Origin of the sequence: Paraburkholderia sp. Tr-20389, from assembly GCF_017104565.1 — a bacterium.
Taxonomy (GTDB): Bacteria; Pseudomonadota; Gammaproteobacteria; order Burkholderiales; family Burkholderiaceae; genus Paraburkholderia.
This window is the reverse complement of record NZ_JAAGPD010000001.1, coordinates 147,430-171,353: the sequence shown is the minus strand read 5'-3', so window position 1 is coordinate 171,353 and position 23,924 is coordinate 147,430. Positions and strand designations below refer to the sequence as shown.

General features: G+C 62.1%; 20 protein-coding genes. 9 read left to right on the top strand and 11 right to left on the bottom strand.

Going from position 1 to position 23,924, the window contains the following annotated elements:
* The first annotated feature begins 131 nt into the window (after nt 1-131).
* From kdgD to G3N95_RS00770, 6 genes are all read left to right on the top strand, one after another.
* Nucleotides 132-1,049, top strand: coding sequence for a 5-dehydro-4-deoxyglucarate dehydratase (gene kdgD / locus G3N95_RS00795; protein ID WP_205968054.1), 918 nt, complete (start codon nt 132-134; stop codon nt 1,047-1,049).
* 93 nt (nt 1,050-1,142) lie between these two features.
* The gene (locus G3N95_RS00790) at nt 1,143-2,501 is read left to right on the top strand and encodes an MFS transporter (protein ID WP_241018156.1); all 1,359 of its coding nucleotides are present in this window, start codon (nt 1,143-1,145) and stop codon (nt 2,499-2,501) included.
* 339 nt (nt 2,502-2,840) lie between these two features.
* On the top strand, nt 2,841-5,114 hold the full coding sequence (locus tag G3N95_RS00785) for a PA14 domain-containing protein (RefSeq protein WP_205968053.1): 2,274 nt from the start codon (nt 2,841-2,843) through the stop codon (nt 5,112-5,114).
* Between the two features lie 148 nt (nt 5,115-5,262).
* Nucleotides 5,263-5,520, top strand: coding sequence for a hypothetical protein (locus tag G3N95_RS00780; RefSeq protein WP_205968052.1), 258 nt, complete (start codon nt 5,263-5,265; stop codon nt 5,518-5,520).
* A 149-nt stretch (nt 5,521-5,669) separates the two neighbouring features.
* Nucleotides 5,670-7,565 (top strand): FAD-binding monooxygenase, encoded by a 1,896-nt coding sequence (locus G3N95_RS00775; protein WP_205968051.1) that lies wholly within the window; start codon nt 5,670-5,672, stop codon nt 7,563-7,565.
* Nucleotides 7,566-7,584: 19 nt separating this feature from the next.
* On the top strand, nt 7,585-8,016 hold the full coding sequence (locus tag G3N95_RS00770; RefSeq protein WP_205968050.1) for a MarR family transcriptional regulator: 432 nt from the start codon (nt 7,585-7,587) through the stop codon (nt 8,014-8,016).
* A gap of 18 nt (nt 8,017-8,034) precedes the next feature.
* On the opposite strand, the gene G3N95_RS00765 is transcribed toward G3N95_RS00770, so the two are convergent.
* The 8 genes from G3N95_RS00765 to G3N95_RS00730 form a co-directional block, all read right to left on the bottom strand.
* Nucleotides 8,035-8,742: a DUF3142 domain-containing protein gene (locus G3N95_RS00765; protein ID WP_205968049.1), complete on the bottom strand. Its 708-nt coding sequence runs from the start codon at nt 8,740-8,742 to the stop codon at nt 8,035-8,037.
* A gap of 7 nt (nt 8,743-8,749) precedes the next feature.
* The gene (locus tag G3N95_RS00760) at nt 8,750-10,897 is read right to left on the bottom strand and encodes a hypothetical protein (RefSeq protein WP_241018155.1); all 2,148 of its coding nucleotides are present in this window, start codon (nt 10,895-10,897) and stop codon (nt 8,750-8,752) included.
* A 75-nt stretch (nt 10,898-10,972) separates the two neighbouring features.
* A complete protein-coding gene (locus G3N95_RS00755; RefSeq protein WP_205968048.1) occupies nt 10,973-11,599 on the bottom strand; it encodes a hypothetical protein in 627 nt (208 codons plus the stop codon).
* Between the two features lie 339 nt (nt 11,600-11,938).
* Nucleotides 11,939-12,772, bottom strand: a complete 834-nt coding sequence (locus G3N95_RS00750; RefSeq protein ID WP_205968047.1) for a helix-turn-helix transcriptional regulator — start codon at nt 12,770-12,772, stop codon at nt 11,939-11,941.
* Between the two features lie 49 nt (nt 12,773-12,821).
* Nucleotides 12,822-13,379 carry a carboxymuconolactone decarboxylase family protein gene (locus tag G3N95_RS00745; protein WP_205968046.1) on the bottom strand — a complete coding sequence of 186 codons (558 nt, stop codon included), beginning with the start codon at nt 13,377-13,379 and terminating at the stop codon, nt 12,822-12,824.
* A 121-nt stretch (nt 13,380-13,500) separates the two neighbouring features.
* Nucleotides 13,501-14,616, bottom strand: a complete 1,116-nt coding sequence (locus G3N95_RS00740) for a Gfo/Idh/MocA family oxidoreductase (protein WP_205968045.1) — start codon at nt 14,614-14,616, stop codon at nt 13,501-13,503.
* A gap of 20 nt (nt 14,617-14,636) precedes the next feature.
* Nucleotides 14,637-15,272: a flavin reductase family protein gene (locus tag G3N95_RS00735; protein ID WP_205968044.1), complete on the bottom strand. Its 636-nt coding sequence runs from the start codon at nt 15,270-15,272 to the stop codon at nt 14,637-14,639.
* A 4-nt stretch (nt 15,273-15,276) separates the two neighbouring features.
* Entirely contained in the window at nt 15,277-16,266 is a 990-nt protein-coding gene (locus tag G3N95_RS00730) for a zinc-dependent alcohol dehydrogenase family protein (protein WP_205968043.1), read from the bottom strand.
* A gap of 311 nt (nt 16,267-16,577) precedes the next feature.
* Between G3N95_RS00730 and G3N95_RS00725 the strand changes: the two genes are divergently transcribed.
* The 3 genes from G3N95_RS00725 (at nt 16,578) to G3N95_RS00715 (ending at nt 19,436) form a co-directional block, all read left to right on the top strand.
* Entirely contained in the window at nt 16,578-17,687 is a 1,110-nt protein-coding gene (locus tag G3N95_RS00725) for an alkene reductase (RefSeq protein ID WP_205968042.1), read from the top strand.
* A 145-nt stretch (nt 17,688-17,832) separates the two neighbouring features.
* A complete protein-coding gene (locus G3N95_RS00720; RefSeq protein ID WP_205968041.1) occupies nt 17,833-19,062 on the top strand; it encodes an MFS transporter in 1,230 nt (409 codons plus the stop codon).
* A 110-nt stretch (nt 19,063-19,172) separates the two neighbouring features.
* Nucleotides 19,173-19,436, top strand: coding sequence for a hypothetical protein (locus G3N95_RS00715; RefSeq protein WP_205968040.1), 264 nt, complete (start codon nt 19,173-19,175; stop codon nt 19,434-19,436).
* Nucleotides 19,437-19,469: 33 nt separating this feature from the next.
* On the opposite strand, the gene G3N95_RS00710 is transcribed toward G3N95_RS00715, so the two are convergent.
* From G3N95_RS00710 to G3N95_RS00700, 3 genes are all read right to left on the bottom strand, one after another.
* A complete protein-coding gene (locus G3N95_RS00710; RefSeq protein ID WP_205968039.1) occupies nt 19,470-21,017 on the bottom strand; it encodes a methyl-accepting chemotaxis protein in 1,548 nt (515 codons plus the stop codon).
* 127 nt (nt 21,018-21,144) lie between these two features.
* Nucleotides 21,145-22,503: a C4-dicarboxylate transporter DctA gene (dctA, locus tag G3N95_RS00705; RefSeq protein ID WP_205968038.1), complete on the bottom strand. Its 1,359-nt coding sequence runs from the start codon at nt 22,501-22,503 to the stop codon at nt 21,145-21,147.
* A 159-nt stretch (nt 22,504-22,662) separates the two neighbouring features.
* On the bottom strand, nt 22,663-23,829 hold the full coding sequence (locus G3N95_RS00700; protein WP_205968037.1) for a mandelate racemase/muconate lactonizing enzyme family protein: 1,167 nt from the start codon (nt 23,827-23,829) through the stop codon (nt 22,663-22,665).
* Between the last annotated feature and the right edge of the window lie 95 nt (nt 23,830-23,924).

Genomic DNA, 23,924 nt, shown 5'->3' with positions numbered 1-23,924 from the left:
AACGCTTTTACGGCTACGCGTAAACCCTCAAATCCACAGAAAAATGCTGATTTTGTTTGATTTGGCCGCGTCGCACTTGTACGATCACCTCACTCAACATGTCAAACAACATTACTCGACGCACCCGAATCATGACGACACCGCAAGAACTCAAGCAGATTGTTTCCGAAGGCCTGCTGTCCTTCCCCGTGACCGACTTCGACGCCAATGGCGATTTCCGCCCCGACACCTACGCGCAGCGTCTCGAATGGCTGGCGCCTTACGGCGCCTCGGCGTTGTTCGTCGCGGGAGGCACGGGTGAATTCTTCTCGCTCACGCACAGCGAGTATTCGAACGTCGTGCGCACGGCGACCGAAGTCTGCAAAGGCAAGGTGCCGATCCTCGCGGGTGCGGGCGGCCCGACGCGCGCTGCCATCGCCTTCGCGCAGGAAGCACGACGCAACGGCGCGAACGGCATTCTGCTGATGCCGCACTATCTGACGGAAGCGTCGCTGGAAGGCATCGCGCAGCACGCCGAACAGGTGTGCAAAGCGGTGCCCGACATGGGCGTGATCATCTACAACCGCGCCAACTCGAAGCTCAACGCCGATACGCTGGAACAACTCGCGGACAAGTGTCCGAACCTGATCGGCTTCAAGGACGGCGTGGGCGAAATCGAAAGCATGGTGTCGATCCGTCGCCGTCTCGGCGACCGCTTCTCGTATCTCGGCGGCCTGCCGACGGCGGAAGTCTACGCAGCGGCGTACAAGGCGCTGGGCGTGCCCGTGTACTCGTCGGCCGTGTTCAACTTCATTCCGAAGACCGCGATGGAGTTCTATCGCGCAATCGCCGCCGACGATCACGCCACCACGGGCCGCCTGATCGACGAGTTCTTCCTGCCGTATCTGGCCATCCGCAACCGTCGCGCGGGCTACGCGGTGAGCATCGTGAAGGCGGGCGCGAAGCTGGTTGGCCGCGATGCCGGTCCCGTCCGCGCACCGCTCACCGATCTGACGGAAGAAGAACTCGCGCAACTCGACGCGCTGATCCGCAAGCTCGGCGCGCAATAAGCGCCTCGCGAAAGGAGACATGCGAGGGCCCGCCTGACGGCAGGCGGGCCGCCTCGCTCATCGCCAGCCGGCGCGCATTCAAGAGGAGACATCATGACCATCAGCCGCACTGCGAGCCGCACTGCGAACCCCGCAGACGTCGCGACACCGACGCGCGTGCGCTACGTCATCCTGTTGCTGATCTTCGTGATCACGACGTTCAACTACGCGGACCGTGCGACGCTGTCGGTCACGGGCTCCGCGATGCGCGCCGAGTTCGGTTTCGACGCGATCAGGATGGGCTACATCTTTTCGGCGTTCAGCTGGGCCTATGTGCTCTCGCAGGTGCCGGCGGGCTGGCTGCTCGATCGCTTCGGCGCGCGTCGCGTGTATGCGGCGAGTATCTTCCTGTGGTCGCTCTTCACCTTGCTGCAGAGTTCGATCGGTGTGCTGGGCAGCGGCGCGGCAGCCGTCACTGCATTGTTCGTACTGCGCTTCGTGATGGGCGCGGCAGAAGCGCCCGCCTTCCCCGCCAACGCGAAAGTTGTCGCCAGCTGGTTTCCGACCAGGGAACGCGGCACCGCATCGGCAATCTTCAACTCCGCGCAGTACTTCGCGGCCGTCATCTTCACGCCGCTGATGGCGTGGCTCACTCACGCATTCGGCTGGCATCACGTGTACATCGTGATGGGTGTCGCGGGCTTTCTGCTCGCGTTCACGTGGCTGAAGGTGATGAAGAATCCCGCTCAGCATCCGAAGGTCAACCGTGCCGAACTCGAACACATCGAACAGGGCGGCGGTCTGATTCACGGCCGGCAGACTCAGGTTGCCGCTTCACGCGCCGGCCAGTCGCGCTGGTCCGTGATGCGCCAGTTGCTGGGCAACCGGATGTTGCTCGGCGTCTATCTCGCGCAGTTCTGCATCAACGTGCTGACGTACTTCTTCCTCACCTGGTTCCCGATCTACCTCGTGCAGGCACGCGGCATGACGATCCTGCAAGCGGGACTCGTCGCGTCGCTGCCGGCCATCTGCGGGTTCCTCGGCGGCGTACTCGGCGGGATCGTATCGGACGCGTTCATCCGACGCGGACATTCGCTCACCGTCGCCCGCAAGGTGCCCATCGTGGGCGGCATGCTGCTGTCGTCCTGCATCATCGGCTGCAACTACGTGAACACGGACTGGCTCGTGGTCGCGCTGATGTCGCTCGCGTTCTTCGGCAAAGGCCTGGGCGCATTGGGATGGGCGGTCGTCGCGGATACGTCGCCGAAAGAAGCCATTGGCCTGTCGGGCTCCATCTTCAACATGTTCGGCAACATGGCGGGTATCGTCACGCCGATCGTGATCGGCTACCTGGTTGCGCAGTCGGGTTCGTTCAATGGCGCGCTCGCGTTCGTCGGCGTCAACGCGCTCGTGACCATCTTCAGCTATCTCGTGATCGTCAGGGAGATCAAACGGGTGGAACTGCAACAGTAACCTCTCTCCATCAGCAGCGAACGAACGCCCGGGTTTTCCGGGCGTTTTCATTTGTGCGTCCCATCGACTGCTGTCTCGCCTGAAGCGCCTGATCCCCCCGCCTCGCGGATCACGATCCGCGCCTGTCCCCGCCTGCCATCGCCGCCTCCGCCAGGGAAACTCCCGATACCCGCTTTCATGACTAATAATATTATTAATTCCGCCGTATCGCTTCCCTGGTTTCATTGCTTCCGTTTCCCGGTACTTGGATCGCCGCGCATGGGCGAAGGCAGAGCCATGCGCAATAAATTAATAATAATTTACGACCTTCTATAAACACGGGGATTTCAGGAGAGACAGGTGCGCAACTTCTTCGTGCTTTCAGCAAGCGCGGTGATTCTGGCCGCGTGCGGTGGCAACAGCGACTCACCCAACCCAACAGCGGTAGCGGACGCGCAGACGCCCGCCGCAAACGCGGCATCCGCCGCCGTGCAAAACGAATTCAAGCTGGCGGGCTCCACGCCGCTCGGCATGCGAACCACCACGCCGGCTGTCGTCATCAGCGATCCGGACAAGAATCTGCCGCCGTACACACCGCCCGCGCCGCCCGCCGCGCTCTCCACGACCACGCTCAGCTTCGGCGACTTCACGAGCTATCTCGCAGCCGGCTCCACGCAAGGCTGGGCGCCGGGGCCGACGCCTTCGAGCATCACGATTCCTGCGCCCGCCACCAACGGCACCGGCGCGGGCGACAAGGCCGTCGCGCTCGGCAGCACGTATGCGACGGCATCCTACGAAGCGGACGTCACGGTCAGCAATCCCGTCGGCACCGGACCGGCCAACGCCGGCTTCATCGTGCGCACGACCAATCCGACGGCGGGCGGCCCCGATAGCCTGACGGGCTATTTCATCGGCCTCGACACGGGCTCGCACACGCTGGTCGTCGGCCGCGAGAACAACAACTGGACGCAGTTCATCCAGTACCCGAACAGCGCGATCGTCGGCGGCAGCACGCACCATCTGAAGGTCACGACGAGCGGCACGGCCATCACCGTCGATCTCGACCAGCAACGCGTGATCAGCGCGAACGACGCGACCAATGCACTGCCCGCCGTGTTCGCGAGCGGCAGTTTCGGCGTGCGCCGCTTCGGCGTCGGTGCGACGTTCAGCAACATCACGATCAAGACCTATCCGGCCGTGAAGTCGCCGACCTTCGACTTCTCGAAAGTGGTCGGCATGGTCTATACGCCGTCGACGGCCGTCAACGCAATCGACTTCTGGCAAAACTACGATCCCGCCGTCGTCAATCGCGAATTGACTTATGCGCAGACCTACGGCGTCAACACGATCGCGGTGTATCTGCACTACCTCGTGTGGGCCAACGATCGGGTCGCGTTCCTGAGCAAGTTCGAGAACCTGCTGGAAATCGCGACGCGGCACGGCATCAAGGTGTCGCCGATCTTCTACGACGACTGCTGGAACCCGACGCCGCAATACGGACCGCAGCCGGCGCCCGTCTGGGGCGTGCACAACAGCCAGTGGGTGCAGTCGCCGGGCACGCCGATCGAGCAGGCCTACTTCCAGCCGACGGCATCGAACGCGTCGGTGACGTATAAGGCGAGCCTCGCGAACTACATCACCGACTTCGTCGCGCCGCACCGTAACGACTCGCGCATCATCTTCTGGGAACCGATGAACGAGCCGGGTTGCAGCGGTAACGGTTCGTTGCAGCAAACGCGCGCGGTGCTGATGAACGATGCGCGCATCGCGATCCTGAATGCAGGCGCCACGCAGCCGATCAATTCGCCGCAGGTGCAGGAAGATGAAGGCACGTACTTCTCGGACTTCTACGCGTTCCATCCGTATGGCAATCCGTACACGGGCCCTGTCAACGGCAGCTATGTGAATGCGCTGAACTCGGAGACGCTGCAGCGCGGCTTCACGGGCACAGCAGGGCAGACGATGCCGGGCATCGTGTCGAACTACGGCGGCAGCACGGGCTTCATCATCTGGGAGCTGATGATCGGGCGCACCAATACGCGCTTCCACTGGGGCCAGACGCCGGGCGCACCGGCGACGGTCGAACCGGCGACGCCGTTCCAGGGCACCATCTACCCGGACGGTCACCCGTGGCAAACGTCGGAAGTTCAGGCGCTGACGGGTGGATTCGATGTGAAGCTGCCGGTACTGAACGTCGCGTACTACAACGACCCGAGCTTCAGCAGCGCACCCGTCAAGACGTCGGTTACGCCGCTCGTCGATTTCGATCTGAACACGGAGCGCGGCACGGACTCGCCGGATGCGTCGGCGGGCATCAATGCGACGAACTATGGCATTCGCTGGACAGGTGCGATCGAAGCGTCGCAGTCGGGCCTCTACACGTTCTCGATCAACAGCGACAACGTGGCTCGGTTGTGGATCAACGGCGTCGAGGTCATCAACAAGAAGACTTCGACCCGTTCGACAACGAGCGGCATCGTCTGGCTGAATGCGAAGCAGCCGACGTCGATCAAGGTCGAATACGTGCACGGCACGGGCGCGGCCAACATGCATCTGTCGTGGTGGAATCCGCTGGTGCAAAGTCCTGCTGCTGTCCGGATCGTGCCGTCGAATCCTTTAGTGGCGACGAACTGAGCACGCTTTAGCAGCACCTCATGAAGCCGGCGTCGCGGGAGCGACGCCGGCTTTTTTCCTGCCTTGTGTGGCAGCCCACTCCCTCGGGACACGATCTGTCCTGACGTTGCGCGACCATTCCTGACATTGCATCTTGTCAGGGGAATGAATGGCACCAGGCGACATCGTCAGTCCTTATTCGATCAACAATCTCGACGACGCGATCACGCATCTCGAACGGGTCATCGGCGCAGAATGTGCGCAGACGATCTTCGGCAAGCGCTACTGGCATGGACGTATCCAGCAGTTGCAAGCCACGCACGGCATCATGCACACGCAAGTGCGCCGGCTGCGCGCATTGGTTGAACGCCTCGAATCCGCAGCGCCTTGTGCGATCAGCCCTTCGCACGCGACACGCGCCCGCTGATCGACCGCACGGCTCGCAAGCACCAGAAATATGCCTTCCTCCGCTGTCACCAGGGTAAACATCCATCCGTGCAGGTTGTACTTTCAAATGGTTGGTGTACGGAGTATATTCACCTTCAAGATGACCTGTACGAACTGGAGGAAGACATCATGCAATTTCATCTCAACGGTTTCCGCGTCGGCGATCCGACCATCGAGCCGGTGCTCGACAACGCACCGCGTGCAGAGATGCCCGACACGGTTGACGTACTCGTCATCGGCAGCGGACCTGCGGGGCTCGTGCTGGCCGCGCAACTGTCGCAGTTTCCGTCGATCACGACGCGTATCGTCGAGCGCCGCGCCGGACCGTTGCTGATGGGTCAGGCGGATGGTGTCGCCTGCCGGACCGTCGAGATGTTCAATGCATTCGGTCTTGCCGATCGCCTGTTACGCGAAGCCTATTGGGTCAACGAAACGGTGTTCTGGAGACCCGACGCGAACGATCGCGGCGCGATCAAGCGTACCGGTCGTGTTCAGGATACCGAAACAGGCATGTCGGAGTTTCCGCATGTCATCGTCAATCAGGCGCGCGTGCAGGACTATCTGCTCGACGTGATGCGCCGTTCCGCGCAACGTCTCGAACCCGACTACGATCTCGAAGTCGTCGACGTGCAGCGCGACGATGCCGGCGACTATCCCGTGCGCGTCACGTTGCGCCGCATGGATGCCGAGCGCCTCGACGAGCAGGTCGTCGTCCGTGCGCGTTATGTGGTCGGTTGCGACGGTGCCCGCAGCCGCGTGCGTACATCCATCGGACAAACGCTGCGCGGCGATGCGGCCAATCATGCATGGGGTGTGATGGACGCGCTGGCCGTCACGGACTTTCCGGATATCCGGCTGAAGGCGGCCATTCAGTCGGCAAGCAAGGGCAATCTGCTGATCATTCCGCGCGAAGGCGGTTATCTGGTGCGCTTCTACGTCGATCTCGGCGAAGTCACGCCGGAGAATCGCGATGAAATCAAACAGGCCACTGTCGAGCGCATCATTCAGACAGCTCAAAGCATCCTGCATCCGTATTCGCTCGATGTGAAAGAAGTCGCATGGTTCTCGGTGTACGAAGTGGGACAGCGTCTGACCGACCGCTTCGACGATGCCGTCGCCGAAGACGGAACCTCGCGCGAGCCTCGCGTGTTCATCGCGGGCGATGCCTGTCACACGCATAGCGCGAAGGCGGGCCAGGGCATGAACGTATCGATGCAGGACGGCTTCAACCTCGGCTGGAAACTCGCCGCCGTGTTGCAGGGCCGCAGCGGCATCGATCTGTTGCGCACGTATTCCGACGAACGTCAGCCGATCGCACAAGAGCTGATCGACTTCGACAAGGAATGGTCCGCGATGATGGCCGCGCCGCCGAAGGATCCCACGCGTCCCGAAGCGGGCGGCGTCGATCCCGCCGAGCTTCAGGCGTACTTCGTGCGCGCGGGCCGCTATACGGCAGGCGTCGCGACGCGCTACCGGCCGGCCATGCTGACGGGCGAAGCGACGCATCAGGCGCTGGCCAAAGGCTTCTCGATCGGCACGCGCTTTCACTCGTCGCCCGTCGTGCGTCTCGCGGATGCGAAGCCCGTTCACCTCGGACACGCAGCACGCGCTGACGGTTGCTGGCGGCTGTACGCTTTCGCGGACGCGAATCGGACGCTGCTCGATGCACTGTGCGAGCATCTCGCGACATCGCCCGATTCGATCATGCGGCTCGTCACGCCGAACGGTGCCGATATCGACAGCGTTCTCGATCTGCGTGCGGTACTGCAGCAGCCTCACCGCGAAGTCCGGCTCGAAGACCTGCCCGCTTTCTTGCTGCCGCGCAAAGGACGCCACGGCCTCATCGACTACGAGAAAGCATTTACGAGCGATGCCGCGACTGATATCTTCGACGAGCGCGGCATCGATCGCGAACGGGGTGCGCTGGTTGTGGTCCGTCCGGATCAATATGTCGCGCATGTCCTTCCCCTGGATGCATACGCTGAACTGAACGCCTTCTTCCGGCCGATATTCCGCATGCACTAACCACTTCGACATTGCGAAATTGCCGAACAAACACGACACTCCCGAAGCACTGTCCAAATTCACGGGCAGCCTCGTGCGCCGCGCCCAGCAGCGCCACGTCGCCGTATGGCTCAGCGAAGTGTCTGCCGAGATCACGAGCGTGCAATACGCGGCGCTCGAGATCCTGCAGAAGACGCCCGGCATCAATCAGCGTCAGCTCGGCGATGAACTCGACGTAGACCGTTCGACCATCGCCGATCTCACTGCGCGCCTGGTTCGCAATGGTCTGGTCGAGCGCTCAGACGATCCCGACGACAAGCGCAGCTACGTGCTGTTCCTCACCGCAGCGGGCAAGAAGCAGCTCGCGACCTTGCGGCCGCGTGTCGAGGAAGTCGAGCGCATTCTCACGGCAAAGCTGTCGCCGCGAGAGTCAGTGGAGTTGAAGCGGCTGTTGTTGACGTTGCTGGCGTAACTCGCGCATACGCTTGCTTTACGGGTTGCGTAAAAAGACGACATAACCGCGAAACCACGGACTCTGCGCGAGATACGAAGGCGGCACCCATTCGCCGCCTTGAACGACACCGATCCGAAACGGCAGTTGCAGGCGCCCGACGCGAGCTAGATAGGCATCGTAGCCATCGATCGTGCGACGCCCCTGATAGGTCTGCACGACGACTTCGTCGACTATCCGCCTGAGTTCGTTGACCTGGTCTGCGTCGATGCGGCTGCTCCAGTCGAGCAAACCCGTAATGCTCAGCCGGCAGTCGGGCGGCAGTTGCTCGCGCAGTCGCCGCAGAAAATCGAAGTAGTCGTCGAGATGACGCGTACGCGCATCGAAGTCGATCTGAATGCCGGTAATCGCCCGACCTGACGCGCGCCAGCGCTGCAGTTGTGCCAGCATGATCTGCTCGATTCGCGGCGTCCAGCGCAGGGTATGTGCACGGTACACGAGCCACGTGTTCGCATTCGGCAGCACCGGCACCGATGCGCCTTGTGCGATGAAGCGCACCTGCGTATCGTCCTCGCGCGATGCTTCGATCTGCCCTTGAAGCACATACACCGTGCGCGCGCTCTCCAGGACCGGTTGCGTCCTGACGCCGGCCCACACCCAGAACGCATCGTAATGCGCGGCGTCGACCGTACCCGCCACAGCGATGTGCGTGCACAGCAGCAGCGCGGCGCAGAAGACCCGCCTCATTCGCCCGTCACCAGTAATAGCGCAGCGAGTTCGCCCATTTGCTGCCCGGATACGACGCCTTCAAGGTGTTGAACCATTGCTTGCGCGTGGCCGTCGAGATGTCGTTGCCGCCGCAATCGCTCGTGCCTGACGGCGCAAAACACCGGATCGCACGATACAACGCGTAGGCCCGGTCATCGGACGATGCCTGCTTGTCCGCCATCACGGATCTGTAGATCGTCATGCGCTCAAACGGCTTGCCGGCGAACTGTGCCGGCGTGCTGCCCAGAGAGGCAGGCATGCCTTCCTGCCGATCTGTCTTCGGCTGCCCATACCGTGACGATGCGCTGTCGTCAACGAGACCGTACACCACCGGATAGCGACGAAGAAAGTCGGCAAGACAGTTCATCCCTTTAGCGTCAGTCGCATTCTGCTGCAACGACGCGGCCACGTCGCGAATCGATGGACACGTGTAACCGTCGTCGCCCGAACTCGCGGGCAGCGTAAACGGCTTCAGCGCATCGGAAGGCCGAGCGGGAATGAGCGCCAGGTCCGCTATGAACGCCGGGTACTGTCCGTGCGCAATGCCCTTGTAGAGCAGCGTATAAAGCGCGATATTGCGAAGCTCCGCGCTGGTCGCCATGTTTTGCGCCTGTGCGCGCAGCAGATCCGCGCTGGCAGTGTGCTGCAGAAGGATAGAGCGGACAGCGGCGTCCTGAACCAGCGAATCATCCGCAAAGACGCGATCGACGAGGCCCGCCTGCTCGAGGTTGATCGCCAGCGTCAGTTCGAGCGCCTCGCGCTGCAAAGGGTACTTGGCAAGCGGGATCAGCTTCGTCCACAGTTGCCGCGCATCATCCGCGTGACCGCTGTCTTCGAGTGCGAATCCGCGCAGCGTCTGCTGGCTGAAACGGAAGTAATCGAGCGGGCCATCCACGGTCTTCGGCAGCAACGCAAGCGCCTCGGCCGGCTTGTGATCGACATAAACGTGCCAGGATGCGAGCAGGTAGTCGTGCAAACCCGGCGCTGCGGCGAAGCGCGGCTTTTGCGCGCGCAGTTCGTCGAGTGTCATGGCTGTTTTTTGATTGGACGATTTCTCGAATGAAGACTTGCGCATCCATGCCAGATCGTCGATCGCCAGCACGCTGGGTTCCGTAACCTTCCCTCGCGCGATGTCGGTTCGTTGCAGCAGCTTGCTGTCGATTTCATTTGCCAACTGACCAAGCGGCACATTCGACGTCTCGGGCGACCAGTTCGCGAAAGCCTTGGCATAAAGATCGGCCTGCTGCGCCCCATTGCCTGCGAGCCACGCGACGCGTCGCTGCAGCCCGGCCGCAGATGCCGCATAGGCGCCTTGCGGATATACCTTGAGATAGGCACGGAAAACGGTATCGGCAGCACCAAGGGCTACCTTCAATATCCGGTCCGGATTGACGCCGGAATCCTCGATTGCGTCGGCTTGCGCTGCGTTGAGTTGGGCGCGGCCCGCCATGTAAAGACCCGTTTCCCTCAACCACGGATCAGTGCTGCGCGACACATTTGCAAACGCTTTGGTGGCGTACGCAAAGTCGCGACGATAGAACGCGTTGGCGCCGTCGAGATAGATCGCGAACTGCTGACCGAGCGCGGATTTCAGGCTCGCGGCCTTTGCCGAGCCGGGCTGATTGCCGCTCGGCGCACAAGCGTTCTGGAGCTGCTGACGGGCAGCACGCAAACGGGTGAGGTCGTCGGCGGGCACATCTTTCGCAGCCGCCAGCGCCTCGTTGAATGCCGCTTCACCCGACGTCATGCTCCGGCAGATATCGCCCTCGCCGTCCGCATAGACATTCGACCGGGCATCAGTGGGCGAATCGCCGTCGCCAGACGGCTTCTGGCCGATGTCGACCCATCCCGAGAAGTCATACCAGAACGGCACGGAGAGCCGGTTCGGCCGGTCCGCCGCCGGCACCTTCTTCGGGTCCGGAAAGACCTGGGCGAGTTGACCGGGCTTGCTCATCAGCAGCAACGCGTTGATCCGCGTGTCGTTGCCCGGGCTCAAGACGGGTACGCCCGCACATGAGTAATCGCTCATCCTGAGCGTTGCACTGGGTTCGCAGGAGTCGTCCCAGCTTGCGTGAGCGGAAGACGTAAGCAACAGGCCGGCAAGCAGCGGCCCCGCGAGATGTTTGCGCAGCAAGTTATTCCTCGATTTTTTCTTGTACAGGGAACGCGACCAGACTGGTCGCCGTGTACGAACGCACGCCAGCGATGTTTAGTCGCCCTGCAATCCCTTCGGCACGCCATAGCGCCCATTGCGATACTCGATCACAAAATGCGCAAGAACAGGCCGCTGATCGTTCTGCTCGCAATCGTTCTTTCGCACGGTACTCACACGGTGCACACTCTTCTCTGAAACGTTCAACGCTGCATAGCCGTCCTTTCCCATCGGACCCATATCGATCGTACGTAGCGTCGAATCGAACGTGCCCGCGCAGTTGCCGTCCCAATCTCCCGATGCCGACGTGACGATCAGCCGGTCAAGAACAGGGCGCACGTTTTTGCCGTCCGTCATGTACAGGCTGAGCGCGGTGGATTCATAAGGCGATACGCGAGAAGAGCCGGTGTGAGTGATGCGTACGCCAAACGCACGATCGGAAGACGACAGCCGATAACGCGCGGTGTCGAGCGACACGCCCGAAAGGCGCAGCGCATCATACGAAACAGCCGACGCCTGGTGGTTGTGCGCAACGATATCGCCTGAATGACTATCGGCAACGAGCACATCCAGATCGTAAGTGCCTTCGTCGTCGCTGTTGCTCTTCTGCGGAAACAGCAGCACTGCCAGCGTTAGCTCCGGGTTCGCAGGCCATGCCTTGCAGCTGGAGAAATCCCCTGCCATCTCGCGTCCTGGCTGCAACTGATGCGCCCACGATTGCAGTTTCTCTTCACAGCCCGCGTGCGCGAGAACAGGAGCCAGTGCGCTTGCGACAAGCACAAAGCATTTCAGGTTCATATTGTTGAAATTTTGTTGATTGCATCGAGACAGCGCATATCCTCTGGCTGCTTTTTACAGCCCGCGCGATTCTACAAAATATCAAACGAACAAACCATGAAATGATTTTAAATTTTCATCAAACTCTGACTAAAGGTTAAATATGTGAGGTGCACTGAATGACAAATGCGGCGGAAATCGCTTGGGCGCTATTCCGGTTGCGTCGAGGAAAGAATTCAATGTAATTCAACGCTGCGTTTTAACGTCAAGCAAACGCAAATGACGCGCTTCCGTCTCTTCATCGGCGGGGAACATGCATTCCATCCGCAACTCCTGCGCGGCTACGTTCTGCGGCGCGCCCACAGTCGTGACCATCGAGAAATAGCGAAGCGCCGTACCGTCGCTGACGAAACCCATCGGAATGACGGGCATCGTCGGCGCTGCATTCTTCGCATGATGCGTATTCCAGTCGCGCGGCACATTCGGGTAGGCAAGCAGTTCATCGAGCAGATGCCGCGTCGCGTCGTCGACCACATGCCCGACCGATTCGCGATGCACGCGTTGCAGCAGGCTACGCGCGACGCTCTCCCAATCGTCGACGAACGGACGCATGCCGTGCGGATCGAACATCAGATGCAGCATGTTGCGCGGACCTTCGCGTGCAGCCATGTCGATGAAGCGGCCGAAAAAACGCAGCGCGGCATCGTTGGTCATCAGCACGTTCCAGTGACGATCCATGACGATGGCAGGAAACGGTTCGTGCTGCCGCACGACGCGTTCGAGCGCGCGAACCACGCCATGCATTTCCTGCGCACTCCACGGCGCCTCCGAATACATCGGCGCGTAGCCGGCGGCGAGCAACAACGCGTTGCGCTCGCGCAGCGGCACGTCGAGCGTTTGCGCGAGCGTCAGCAGCGTATCGCGACCGGGCACGCTGCGCCCGCTTTCGATAAAGCTGATCTGCCGCTGCGAAATACCCGCTTCGAGCGACAGATCCAGCTGACTGACGCCTCGCACATCGCGCCAGTAACGCAGCAGATTCCCGAGTTCGCCCGGCGGCATGTTTGCGCTCATCGCCATTCCTTGCCCATTTCCTTCATTCGAGAAGCGCAATATAACGCGGCGGAACTCAGCGTGCGGCTGCACGCCAGACGAATTCCTCGAACTGTGCTTCAAGAGGCGGCTGCGTGACGCTTGCTGTGTAGTTCGTGATGGTCGATGCCGCCACGACGGCGATGACTTCGAGCAATTGCTCAGCACTGAACCCTGCTTCGAAGAAGCGCTTCTGATCTTCAGCGGCAAGGCGCCCGCGCTTGTCGATCAGCGTACGCGCGACCATCGACAGCGCGGCCAGTCCGGCGTCATGAGGCAAAACGCCTTGCCGGATCGCGTCGACATCGGCGTGATGGACGCCTTGCTGCAACGCGAGCGCCGTATGGAACGCGACAGGCCATTCGCTTGCATTCGCGACTGCATTGGTCAGCAGCAGCGTCTGGATCTGCTGCTCAGTGAGGCTGCTCGCATGCACGCGCTCGAACAGACCGATGAAGCCGTTGATCAGCACAGGCGAAGCGGCCATCTTCGCCGCGATATTCGGAATCAGGCCGAATGCCTGTTGCAGTTGTTCGAGAACAGGCTTCGATTGAGCGGGTGCCGATTCGATCGTATGGATGGGATAGCGGGACATGTGCATCTCCTTGGACGGTGAGCGCAACCGGAATGGTTGCGCGACAGCCAAAGAGTAGGCGCGGCGGCGAGGCGCGCCAATTACATGCGGTGTAATCGCCGCGAGTCGCTCAGGCGATTCATTACTGCGCGTTCAAGCGCACGAACCGCCGCTCCGCATACGAAGCTTGAGCACTGTCGATCAGATGATGCATCCGCACCGCATCGGCAAAGTTGGGTGCAGTGCGCGTGCCGTTCGCCATGTCGTGCGCATACGCCCAGTACAGTTCGGCCAGTTCCAGCACGGCCGAAGGCAGCGGCGAATCCGGCAGACGATGGTACGAGCCGGGCACGTCGAGCCGTTCGAGTGCGAGCTTGTCGCCATGCGCACCGAAGATTTCATAATCGTCGCCCACATCGCCGAACGCCGACGCGTTCGTGATCCGCAAGTCGCCTTCCGTCCCGGTGATATCGATCTGCACGCCAGAGCCATTGCGCTTGCCACCTTCGATATGTACCGATACCACCGCACGCTCGTCGAGCATGCCTGCGAGCACGAGTTGATCGGGCGTCGAGGTTGGCATCGACACGCCTGTTTCCCTGATCGTCACCGCAGGGAACTGGTTCGGCGTAAGCGCGGCGATCGATACGGGCCAGCCTGTTGCCGAAAAGAGCATGTCGAGAAAGTGCCCGCCGTAGATCGAAACCACCGACGAAAAGTTCTCCGGCGGCACGGTCCATTCGAGCGCACGCGTACGCATCGCCTGGAAGTAGTTCATGCTCACATGCATGCGCACGGAGCGCAGTTCGCCGACATAGCCCTGTTCGATCAGATCGCGCACGTAACGGTTGTGAGGCGCGAAGCGCCGCTGCAAGCCGACAACATGACGTACGCCGCGCGCTTCGGCGAGCCGCAACAGTTCTTCGGACTCCGCGAGCGTCGTCGTCAACGGCCATTCGCAGTACACGTGCTTGCCCGCCGCGATCACGCGCTTCACGGTCTGCGCATGTTGCGGCGCCGTGTTCAGCACGACCACGAGGTCGAGATCCGGGCTTTCGACCAGTTCATCCATCGACGCCGTGACACGTCCAATCCGATACTCACGCGCCGCCGCTTCGGCGGCCTCGCGGCGATGGCTATAGACAGCCTGCAACGTGTACTGCGGCAACAGATCGAGCACGCGCAGATGACCATGCTTCGCCCAGTTGCCCACGCCGATAACACCCACGCGCAACGGCGCAACCTGTGATGCTTCCATGATGTTCGCTTCTCCGGTTATCACGTCTGCCGCCCTGCCCAGCTTTGCAGCGGGATTGCCGGCAGACGTATCACGTCGTTCGTGCGTACATAGGTGTTGGGTTCGCCGCGCCCGATCAGACGCAGCTTGCGGGCGTCGATATAAGCCTTCCGCGCATCGATGACGGCAGCATCGACGATATGCATCGTCAGTACCTCACCGAGCACGAGCGATCGCGACGGTCCAAGCTGAACGATGTCGAAGAGCCTGCATTCGAACGAGACAGGACTGTGCGCAATGCGCGGCGTGCGGATGCGCGTCGACGGCGCGGCCACCAGACCCGCCTCGATGAACTCGCTGCGCTCCGGCGGGAAATCGATCGCCGTGACGTTCATGTCTTCCAGATTAACCTCGCCCACCAGATTCACGACGAACTCCCGCTCTCGCCTCACGTTCTCGCCCGTGTCCTTGCGATCCGTATCCGAGCGATGCAGGATGCTGAACCCCATCACGGGCGGATCTTCGCCGAACGCATTGAAGAACGAGAACGGGGCGGCGTTCAGTTCACCCTGCTCGCCCAGCGTCGACACCCATGCGATCGGTCGCGGTGTGACGGCGGCACCGAGCAGCTTGTAGCGTTGCTTTGCGTCGATTGCTTCGAAGTCGAATTCCATCATTGCCTCACATCGACACCACGATACGGCCAAAGTGTTCGTTGCGTTCGAGCACCGCATGCGCCTGCGCCATCTGCGCGAATTCGAAGCGATGCGCGATCACGGTCTTGAGCGCGCCCGACTGCAATCCGTCGAAAACGAATGCTGCCGCAGCGGCCTGGCGCTGCGAGTCGGTCGTCGTTGCAAAGAGGTTGTAGCCGTGCACGGTGATGCGTTTGGCCAGCAACGGCAGCACCGGCAATACAGTCTCGTCGGCACTCAAGGCACCGTACAACAGGATCGTGCCGCCAGGTCGCAACGCATCGATCAGACGCGCGAAGTTCTTGCCGCCGACGGGATCGAACGCGAGGTCCGCGCCGCGTCCGTCCGTGATGCGCTGCACCGCTTCGACGAGGTCTTGTTCGCCGGTAACGATCACGTGATCCGCGCCAAGCGCGAGGAGCGCGTCACGCTTGTCGCGCGTTCGCGTGAGCGCGACAGCCGTCGCACCGAGTCGCTTCGCGACCTGGATCGCACCGATACCGACACCGCTCGATGCCGCGGGAATCAGCACGACGTCGCCCGCTTTGACACGCTCATGTTCCGTGAACGCCGCATAGGGCGTCACGAACACGTTCCAGATCGCCACGGCGTCTTCGTGAGACAGCCACGCCGGGCTCTTCACGACGGCATGCGCAGGCGCCAGCACGAGTTCGCCGTACACGCCGTAATCGTTCATCGAAAACGACGGCACCGTGCTGACGGAATCGCCGACATCGACATGCGTCACGTTCGCCCCAACGGCCTCGACCACGCCGGACGCTTCATATCCGACGCGCGCCGGCAGCTTCGCGGGCTCGACATACTCGCCGCGACGCCACATCGATTCCGCGCGATTCAGGCCGATGGCCTTCACACGGATGCGCACTTCGTTGGCGGCAGGCTCGGGTGTGCCCGCTTCGATGTACTCGAAGACCTCCGGACCGCCGTGCCGCGCAAAGGTAATCACTTTCGCCATGATGCATTCCTTTCATCGTATCTATCGAACGCACATTGCAGAGCGCGATGCACGTTGAAGTGGCTCGGATTATGGAAACGGCACCGCGACGGATAAACCCGGTAGAAAAAACATCAGTGTTCTGTTGACACAAACAATCTCCGCAAGCCGCGTGCAGCGGGCCGCGCGCGATTGCGGACACGCGTGTCCGCAGTGACCGAACCCGCCGACGGTTTTTCCGGCGCACGAGCGCCTCTACATTTGCGTCAAGCGTCGCCCGATACCGGGCATTGCGCAGCAGATTCCCGAATCACTGAATGATGGAGATTGACATGTCCAAACTGTTTTCGAAGGTCGCGGTCGGCTCGTACGAGATTGCACACCGTGTCGTCCTCGCCCCGCTCACCCGTATGCGTGCCGAAAGCGGCGCACGTCCCGGCCCGTTGATGGCCGAATACTATGCACAGCGAGCGTCAGCCGGTGCACTGCTGATCGGCGAAGCCACCATCGCCGCGCCGGACGGCAACGGCTATCTCGGCGCGCCCGGTCTGTATGACGACAGCCAGATCGCCGGCTGGAAAGCCGTGACGGATGCCGTGCATGCAAAAGGCGGCAAGATCTTCCTTCAGCTGTATCACGCCGGACGGCAATCGAATGCGCAATTGCAGCCCGATGGCGGCCGCCCCGTCGGACCGTCGGAAGTGCCGCACGGCGGCGTTGCCTACACGGAAGCGGGCTGGGTGCCGAACACGCCGAACCGCGCGCTCGAAACAGCCGAGGTCGCGCGCATCGTCGAAAGCTTCCGCACGGCTGCCGAGCGCGGCGTGAAGGCGGGCTTCGATGGCGTCGAACTGCATGCCGCCAACGGCTATCTGCTCGACCAGTTCCTTCAGGACGGCAGCAACCGGCGTACGGACGTGTACGGCGGATCGATCGCGAACCGCGCTCGCCTGCTGCTGGATACCACGCGTGCCGTGATCTCGGTGTGGGGCGCCGACAAGGTCGCGGTCCGTCTCGGGCCGAGCGGCTCATGGGGCGACATGTCCGACAGCAACCCCGAACCACTCTTCACGTATGTGGCGGCGGAACTGAATACGCTCGGCATCGCGTATCTGCATCTGATCGAGCCGCGCATCGCGGGCAATGTGGAGGATGACGCGCGTGACCAGAACCCGGTAGCGGCAAAGTTACTGCGCGCGCATTTTCATGGGCCGATCATCGCGGCGGGCGGCTTCGACGGCGACAGCGCCGAGGCGATTCTGCAAAGCGGCGACGCTGATCTCGTCGCCTTCGGACGGCATTTCATCGCGAACCCGGACTTGCCGGAACGGCTGCGCAATCGCCTGCCGTTGAACAAGTACGATCGCGAGACTTTCTTCGGCGGCACGGAAATCGGTTACACCGACTATCCGGCGTATGACGAGGACGCCGTCGCAGCTTGAGCGCGTTAGCGAGTCGATCGGCGGTGTGCCGCGCTTCTGCTTGCGCGACACACCGCGCCCGGCATTTTTCCTTTTGCGTGATACAGCCAGTCCGCGCGATGCAGATGCACGCGCGGGCCGCTGCGCGCTTGCTGGAGCTTCCCGTATGAACACCAATCAGCCCGCATCGATCGCCGATGCGCCCACGTCCATTCCCGCCAGCGTCGACAAACGGCGCTGGCTCGCCGTGCTCTCGATTGCGCTCGGTTCGTTCGCGTTCGTGACGACAGAGTATCTGCCCGTCGGCGTGCTGCCGAAGATCGCCGCCGACCTCGGCGTCACGCCCGGCACGGCGGGCCTGATGACCACCACGCCCGGACTCATCGCCGCGCTCTCCGCGCCGATGTTGCTGCTCGCGGCAGGCCGTCTGAACCGTCGGTCGATCCTGCTGCTGTTATCGGTCGCGCTGGTCGCATCGAATCTCGTCGCGGCGCTCGCAACGAACTTCGCGACGATGCTCGTCGGCCGTGCATTGCTCGGCATCAGCCTCGGTGGATTCTGGACCGTTGCGCTCGGCGTCTCGGGACAGATCGTCACAGAGGACGACAGCGCGAAGGCGAGCGCGACGATCTTCATGGGCATCACGCTCGCAACCGTGATCGGGGTGCCGCTCGGGACGTTCATCGCCGATCTGTCGTCGTGGCGCGTGTCGTTCTTCGCGACGTCCGCGCTCGCGCTTGCCGCGCTGCTGATGCAGGCCACGCTGTTGCCCGATCTGCCGCCGCGCGCCGCTGCACGACTCGCCGACTTCGGCCGCATGCTCACGCGCTGGACCGTCGTGCGCAGCCTGCTGCTCGTCGCGCTGCTGTTCGGTGCCCACTTCTGCGCCTACACGTATATCGCGCCCTTCCTCGAAGACAACGCGGTGCTCGGCGCAACGTGGGTCACGGCGCTTCTGCTCGGCTTCGGCATCGTCGGGTTCATGTCCAACTTCGTCGCGTCGGCATTCGTCACCTCGCATCCGCGGCTCTCGTTGTCCGCGATGACGGCGCTCGTGATGGTGTCGCTGGTCACACTCCCCACCTTTGCGCATCTGCATGGTGCAGTGATCGCGGGCGTGCTCGCGTGGGGCATCGCGTACGGCGCGATTCCGCTGTGCCTGAGCATGTGGATGCAACTGACCTCGCCGAGCCGCCCCGAAGCCGCCTCGGCGCTCTTCGTGAGCGCCGTGCAGACGGCCATTGCCGCGGGTTCGCTCGCGGGCGGCATCGTCGTCGATCACACGGGCGCGACGGGCGCGATGCACCTCGGCGTGCTGCTGTCGGCGTTGGGACTTGCGGTGCTCGCGTCGTTCGCGACGAAGGGCCGCGCGCTGTCGGCCGTGCTCGCCGAATGACGGCGCGCGCCGCTTACGCCGAGACCCCAGGAGATCGAGCGCCCCTGACCGCTGGCATGTCACGCCTCCGTGCTACGATGTTCTGCGCTGACCGCGCCGAGGAGACGAACATGCCAGCCCATGACTTGAGCGAGTTTTCGTGGGACGAACAGGAAGACGTCAAGGCTGTCCTTGCAAGCCGTGGACTCGCACCCGGCGAGTTCAGGATCACGGACAACCACGATTTCCCGAAGACTGGCGCGAACGGAGCGGTTCGGCAGATTTCCGTCACCCGCCTCTCTAACGGCAAGCAGGCCATCTACGACACCGATCACTTCGCGCCGTGGCTCACTGATTTCGACGAGGCGCTGGCAGCGGGATATTTCGACGACTGACGCGCCGCCTGTGCCCGTGCCAGGCGCCCCTCGTCAGTACGCGCTTGCCAGTCTGAAACGGCCGGCCGCCGCCTTCAGCAGATCGGTCTGCTCTTTCAGCGACGCGGCCGCCGCAGCCGCCTCTTCGACGAGAGCGGCATTCTGCTGTGACATCTCATCCATCTGCGAAACCGCGCGGTTGACTTCCTCGATGCCGTCGCTCTGTTCGGCGGAAGCCGTCGCGATTTCGTTCATGATCGACGAGACGCGGCTGACGGCCGCGCGCACTTCTCCGATAGTCTGCCCAGCCTGCCCGACGAGACGCGAGCCGTCATCGACGCGGGCAGCCGACGCATCGATCAATGCCTTGATTTCCTTCGCGGCGCTCGCCGAGCGCTGCGCCAGAGTACGCACCTCGCCCGCGACGACGGCGAAGCCGCGCCCTTCCTCGCCGGCGCGCGCGGCCTCGACCGCTGCGTTGAGCGCGAGAATGTTGGTCTGGAACGCAATGCCCTCGATGACGCCGATGATCTCGTTCATCCGTTTGGCGCCGTCGTGAATGTCCTTCATCGCGACGATGACCTGATTCACCACATCGGCGCCCGCGCCTGCCGTGACGTTCGTCTCTTCGGCGAGCGCGCGCGCTTCGCGTGCATGCTCGGCGTTCTGCGACACGGCGCTGGTCAGTTCTTCCATGCTGGCCGCCGTTTCCTCGACGGATGCCGCCTGCGCCTCGGTGCGTGCCGACAGGTCCGCATTGCCGGCCGAAATCTGCTGCGTCGCGGCCGCGATCGAATCGCTGCCGCGCGCGATCTGCTCGATCATCGCGGCAACGCCCTGCTGCATCTGCCCGACGCTGTTCACGAGACGCCCCATTTCGTCGTCCGTTTCGAAACGCAATTGTTGCGACATGTCGCCCTGCGCGATTCGCTCCACATGCTGCACGGTCATCTCGATCGGACGTGCTATCGCGCGAAGCAGCGAGAAACCACATGTAACGCACGCCAGCAATCCAACTGCGATCGCGACGAGCGTCACCGTGAACAGCAGATCGTAACGGTCCTGCGCGTTCTTGTAGCGTTCGGCGCCCTGCTCGGTGCGGAACTTGTCGAGCGCCGCCGTCTTCTGAGTGAGGGATGCCGCGAGCGGCGGCATGTCCACCATCGCGATATGGTCGGCGCGCGGGTGATCGCCATGACGCATCGCATCCATCATCGGTTCGAGCGCTCCGTGCAGCATCGCCGCACGGGCGTCTGCGACAGCCTTCGACAGCGCCGCTTCGGCGTCCGATGCGGGCAGTGCGCGGTATTCCTTCCACGCCGCGTCGGACACCGCGAGATAGTTGAGCGCCTTGTCGATCAACGCACCCGTGTCCGGTGCTTCGGGATGCAGCAGCACACGGTCGAGCGTGGTGCGCACGACAGTCAGGTTGAGGTTCGACTTGCCCAAAGAGGTCGCCGCTGCCACATCGCTCATGTAAGCCTGCGCGACTGCACTGTTCGAACCATGCATGCCCGTGATGCCTAATACGCCGCTCACCATCAGGAGCAGGCCGAGCAGCGTCAAGGTGGCGAGTAGACGGAACTTGATGGTGAGTTTCATGCTGAATTCATGGATACAAAAGGACCAATCCTTGTTAACGGCACCGATCTGCAGGAACTTCACTTTTCCTTCGATCGGCGCTGGAATATCTTTGACTGGTCCGGGTAGAGACGGCCTGATGGGCAATTCAATGCGCGTTTGAACGCACGGCCGGTTCTCTTGCGGATGTGGCTTCCGTCGCAGGCTGCGTATAAGGCTCTCGAACTTCGTCGTCCCGCGTGCGCTCGCGATTCAACACTGCGCGCGCCCGCTTCATGTCGAGCTGACCCTCCCAACGCGCGACAACTACGGTCGCGACGCCATTGCCGATCAGGTTCGTGACGGCCCGCGCCTCGTTGAGAAAACGGTCGACGCCGAGCAGCAGCACGAGCCCTTCGACGGGAATCTTGTGCATCGAAGCGAGCGTCGCGGCCAGCGCGACGAAGCCCGCTCCCGCCACGCCGGCGGAACCCTTGGATGTCAGCAGCAGCACGCCGAGCACGAGCAACTGGTCCCAGATCGAGAGATGCACGTTCATCGCCTGCGCAATGAACAAGGCCGCCATCGTCAGATAGATCGCCGTTCCGTCGGCATTGAACGTATAGCCCGTCGGCAGCACCATGCCGACCACAGGACGCGAGCAGCCCATCTTTTCCATCTTGATCAGCATCTGAGGCAACACCGCTTCCGTCGATGCCGTGCCGAGCGTAATGAGAATTTCGTCGCGGATATAGCGCAGATACTTCCACAGCGACAACCCGCACATCCGCATGACGAGTCCAAGCACGACCACCACGAAAAAGATCGACGTCAGATACAGGCACAGCATCAACTCGCCGAATGACGCCAGCGTGCCGATGCCATATTTGCCGATCGTGAACGCCATGCCGCCGAATGCACCGATGGGCGCGACATACATGACGATCCGCACTACGCCGAACATGCCTTGCAGGAACATGTCGAGCATGTCGACGAACGGCGCGGTGCGCGGGCCCAGCTTTGCAAGGGAAATCGCGAGCAGCACCGAGAAGAAAATAATCGGCAGCATCTCGCCATTTGCGAACGCGCCCACGATGCTGTTCGGCACGATGCTCATGAAGAAGTCGAGCATGCCATGCTGTTTCGCCGCGTGCGTGTATGTCGTGATGGCCGCGCTATCGATATGCGCAGGGTCGATGTTCATCCCGCTGCCGGGCTTGATCACATTCACGACCACCATGCCGGCCACGAGCGCGATCGTCGATGCGACCTCGAAGTACAACACCGCCTTGACGCCGACGCGGCCCGCTTCGTGCAGGTCGTTCATGCGCGCAATGCCGACGACCACCGACGCGAAGATGATCGGCGCCAGCAGCATGCGGATCAGCTTGATGAACAGATCGCCCAGCGGCTTGAGCTGCGAACCGATGTCCGGATAGAAGTGCCCGACCAGAATACCCGCAACGATTCCGATGAGCACTTGCACATAAAGCTTCGAAAGTGTCTTTCTGACCTTTGCTACCAGCATGTCTGTCTCCTGCATGGCGTCGTCTGACGGAACAGGGCGAGCGCCCGCCGCGGAACATGCCGATGCGACGGGTACGGGCCGGATTTCGCCTGCGTTGCTTAGTCTTTTTATGAAGGTCGGCGCCGGCGAATTACGCCGGCGCCCTGCTGCGAGCGGATGTTATGCAGACAGCTTCTGCATTTCGACGATGAGATCGGCCTTGCCTTCGAAGCCGATGCCCGGCAGATCCGGCATGGTGATGTAGCCGTTGTCGACGCGCACGCCATCCGGGAAGCCGCCATACGGCTGGAACAGATCCGGATAGGATTCGTTGCCGCCCAGCCCGAGACCCGCCGCGATGTTCAGCGACATCTGATGGCCGCCGTGAGGAATGCAACGGCTCGCCGACCAGCCATGTTGATGCAGCATGTCGAGCGTGCGCAGATATTCGACGAGGCCATAGCTCAGCGCGCAATCGAACTGCAGCCAGTCGCGATCGGGACGCATGCCGCCGTAGCGGATCAGGTTGCGGGCGTCCTGCATCGAGAAAAGATCTTCGCCCGTTGCCATCGGCTTGTCATAGTAGTTGCGCAGCGCTGCCTGCAATTCGAAGTCGAGCGGATCGCCCGGCTCTTCGTACCAGAACAGGTCGTATTGCGAGAGCGCCTTGGCATATTGAATCGCGGTGTCGAGATCGAAGCGGCCGTTGGCATCGACGGCGAGCTTCTGGCCGTCCTGCAGCACGCTCAGGATGGAATCGATGCGCCGCAGGTCTTCATCGAGCGACGCGCCGCCTATCTTCTTCTTCACGACTGTATAGCCCCGGTCGATGTAGCTGCGCATCTCGTCCTTCAGCTTCTCGTGATCCTGGCCCGGGTAGTAGTAACCGCCCGCTGCATACACGAAGATCTTGCGGTTCGGCTGGCCGTTACCGTAGCGGTCCGCCAGCAGCTGAAAAAGCGGCTTGCCTTCGATCTTCGCCACCGCGTCCCAGATGGCCATGTCGATCGTGCCGATCGCGACCGAACGCTCGCCGTGACCGCCGGGCTTCTCGTTCGTGAACATGGTTGCCCAGATCTTGTGGGGATCGAGGTTGTCACCTGCATCGTTGACGAGCGAAGCAGGGTCGGCTTCGAGCAGTCGCGGAATGAAGCGCTCGCGCATCAGCTTGCCCTGGCCATAGCGGCCATTCGAGTTGAAGCCGTATCCGACCACCGGCTTGCCGTCGCGGATCACGTCGGTGATGACGGCAACGAGGCTCAGCGTCATCTTGCTGAAGTCGATGTAGGCGTTGCGGATCGGGGAGCTGATCGGAACGGTCTTCTCGCGGATTTCAACGATTCTCACGGCACTGTCTCCTGACTTTTGAACAGTTATTGCGCCACCTCGGCTGCAATGTTGGGCGTAGCTTAGCCTCGAAAGAGGCTGCTACACTTCACCAA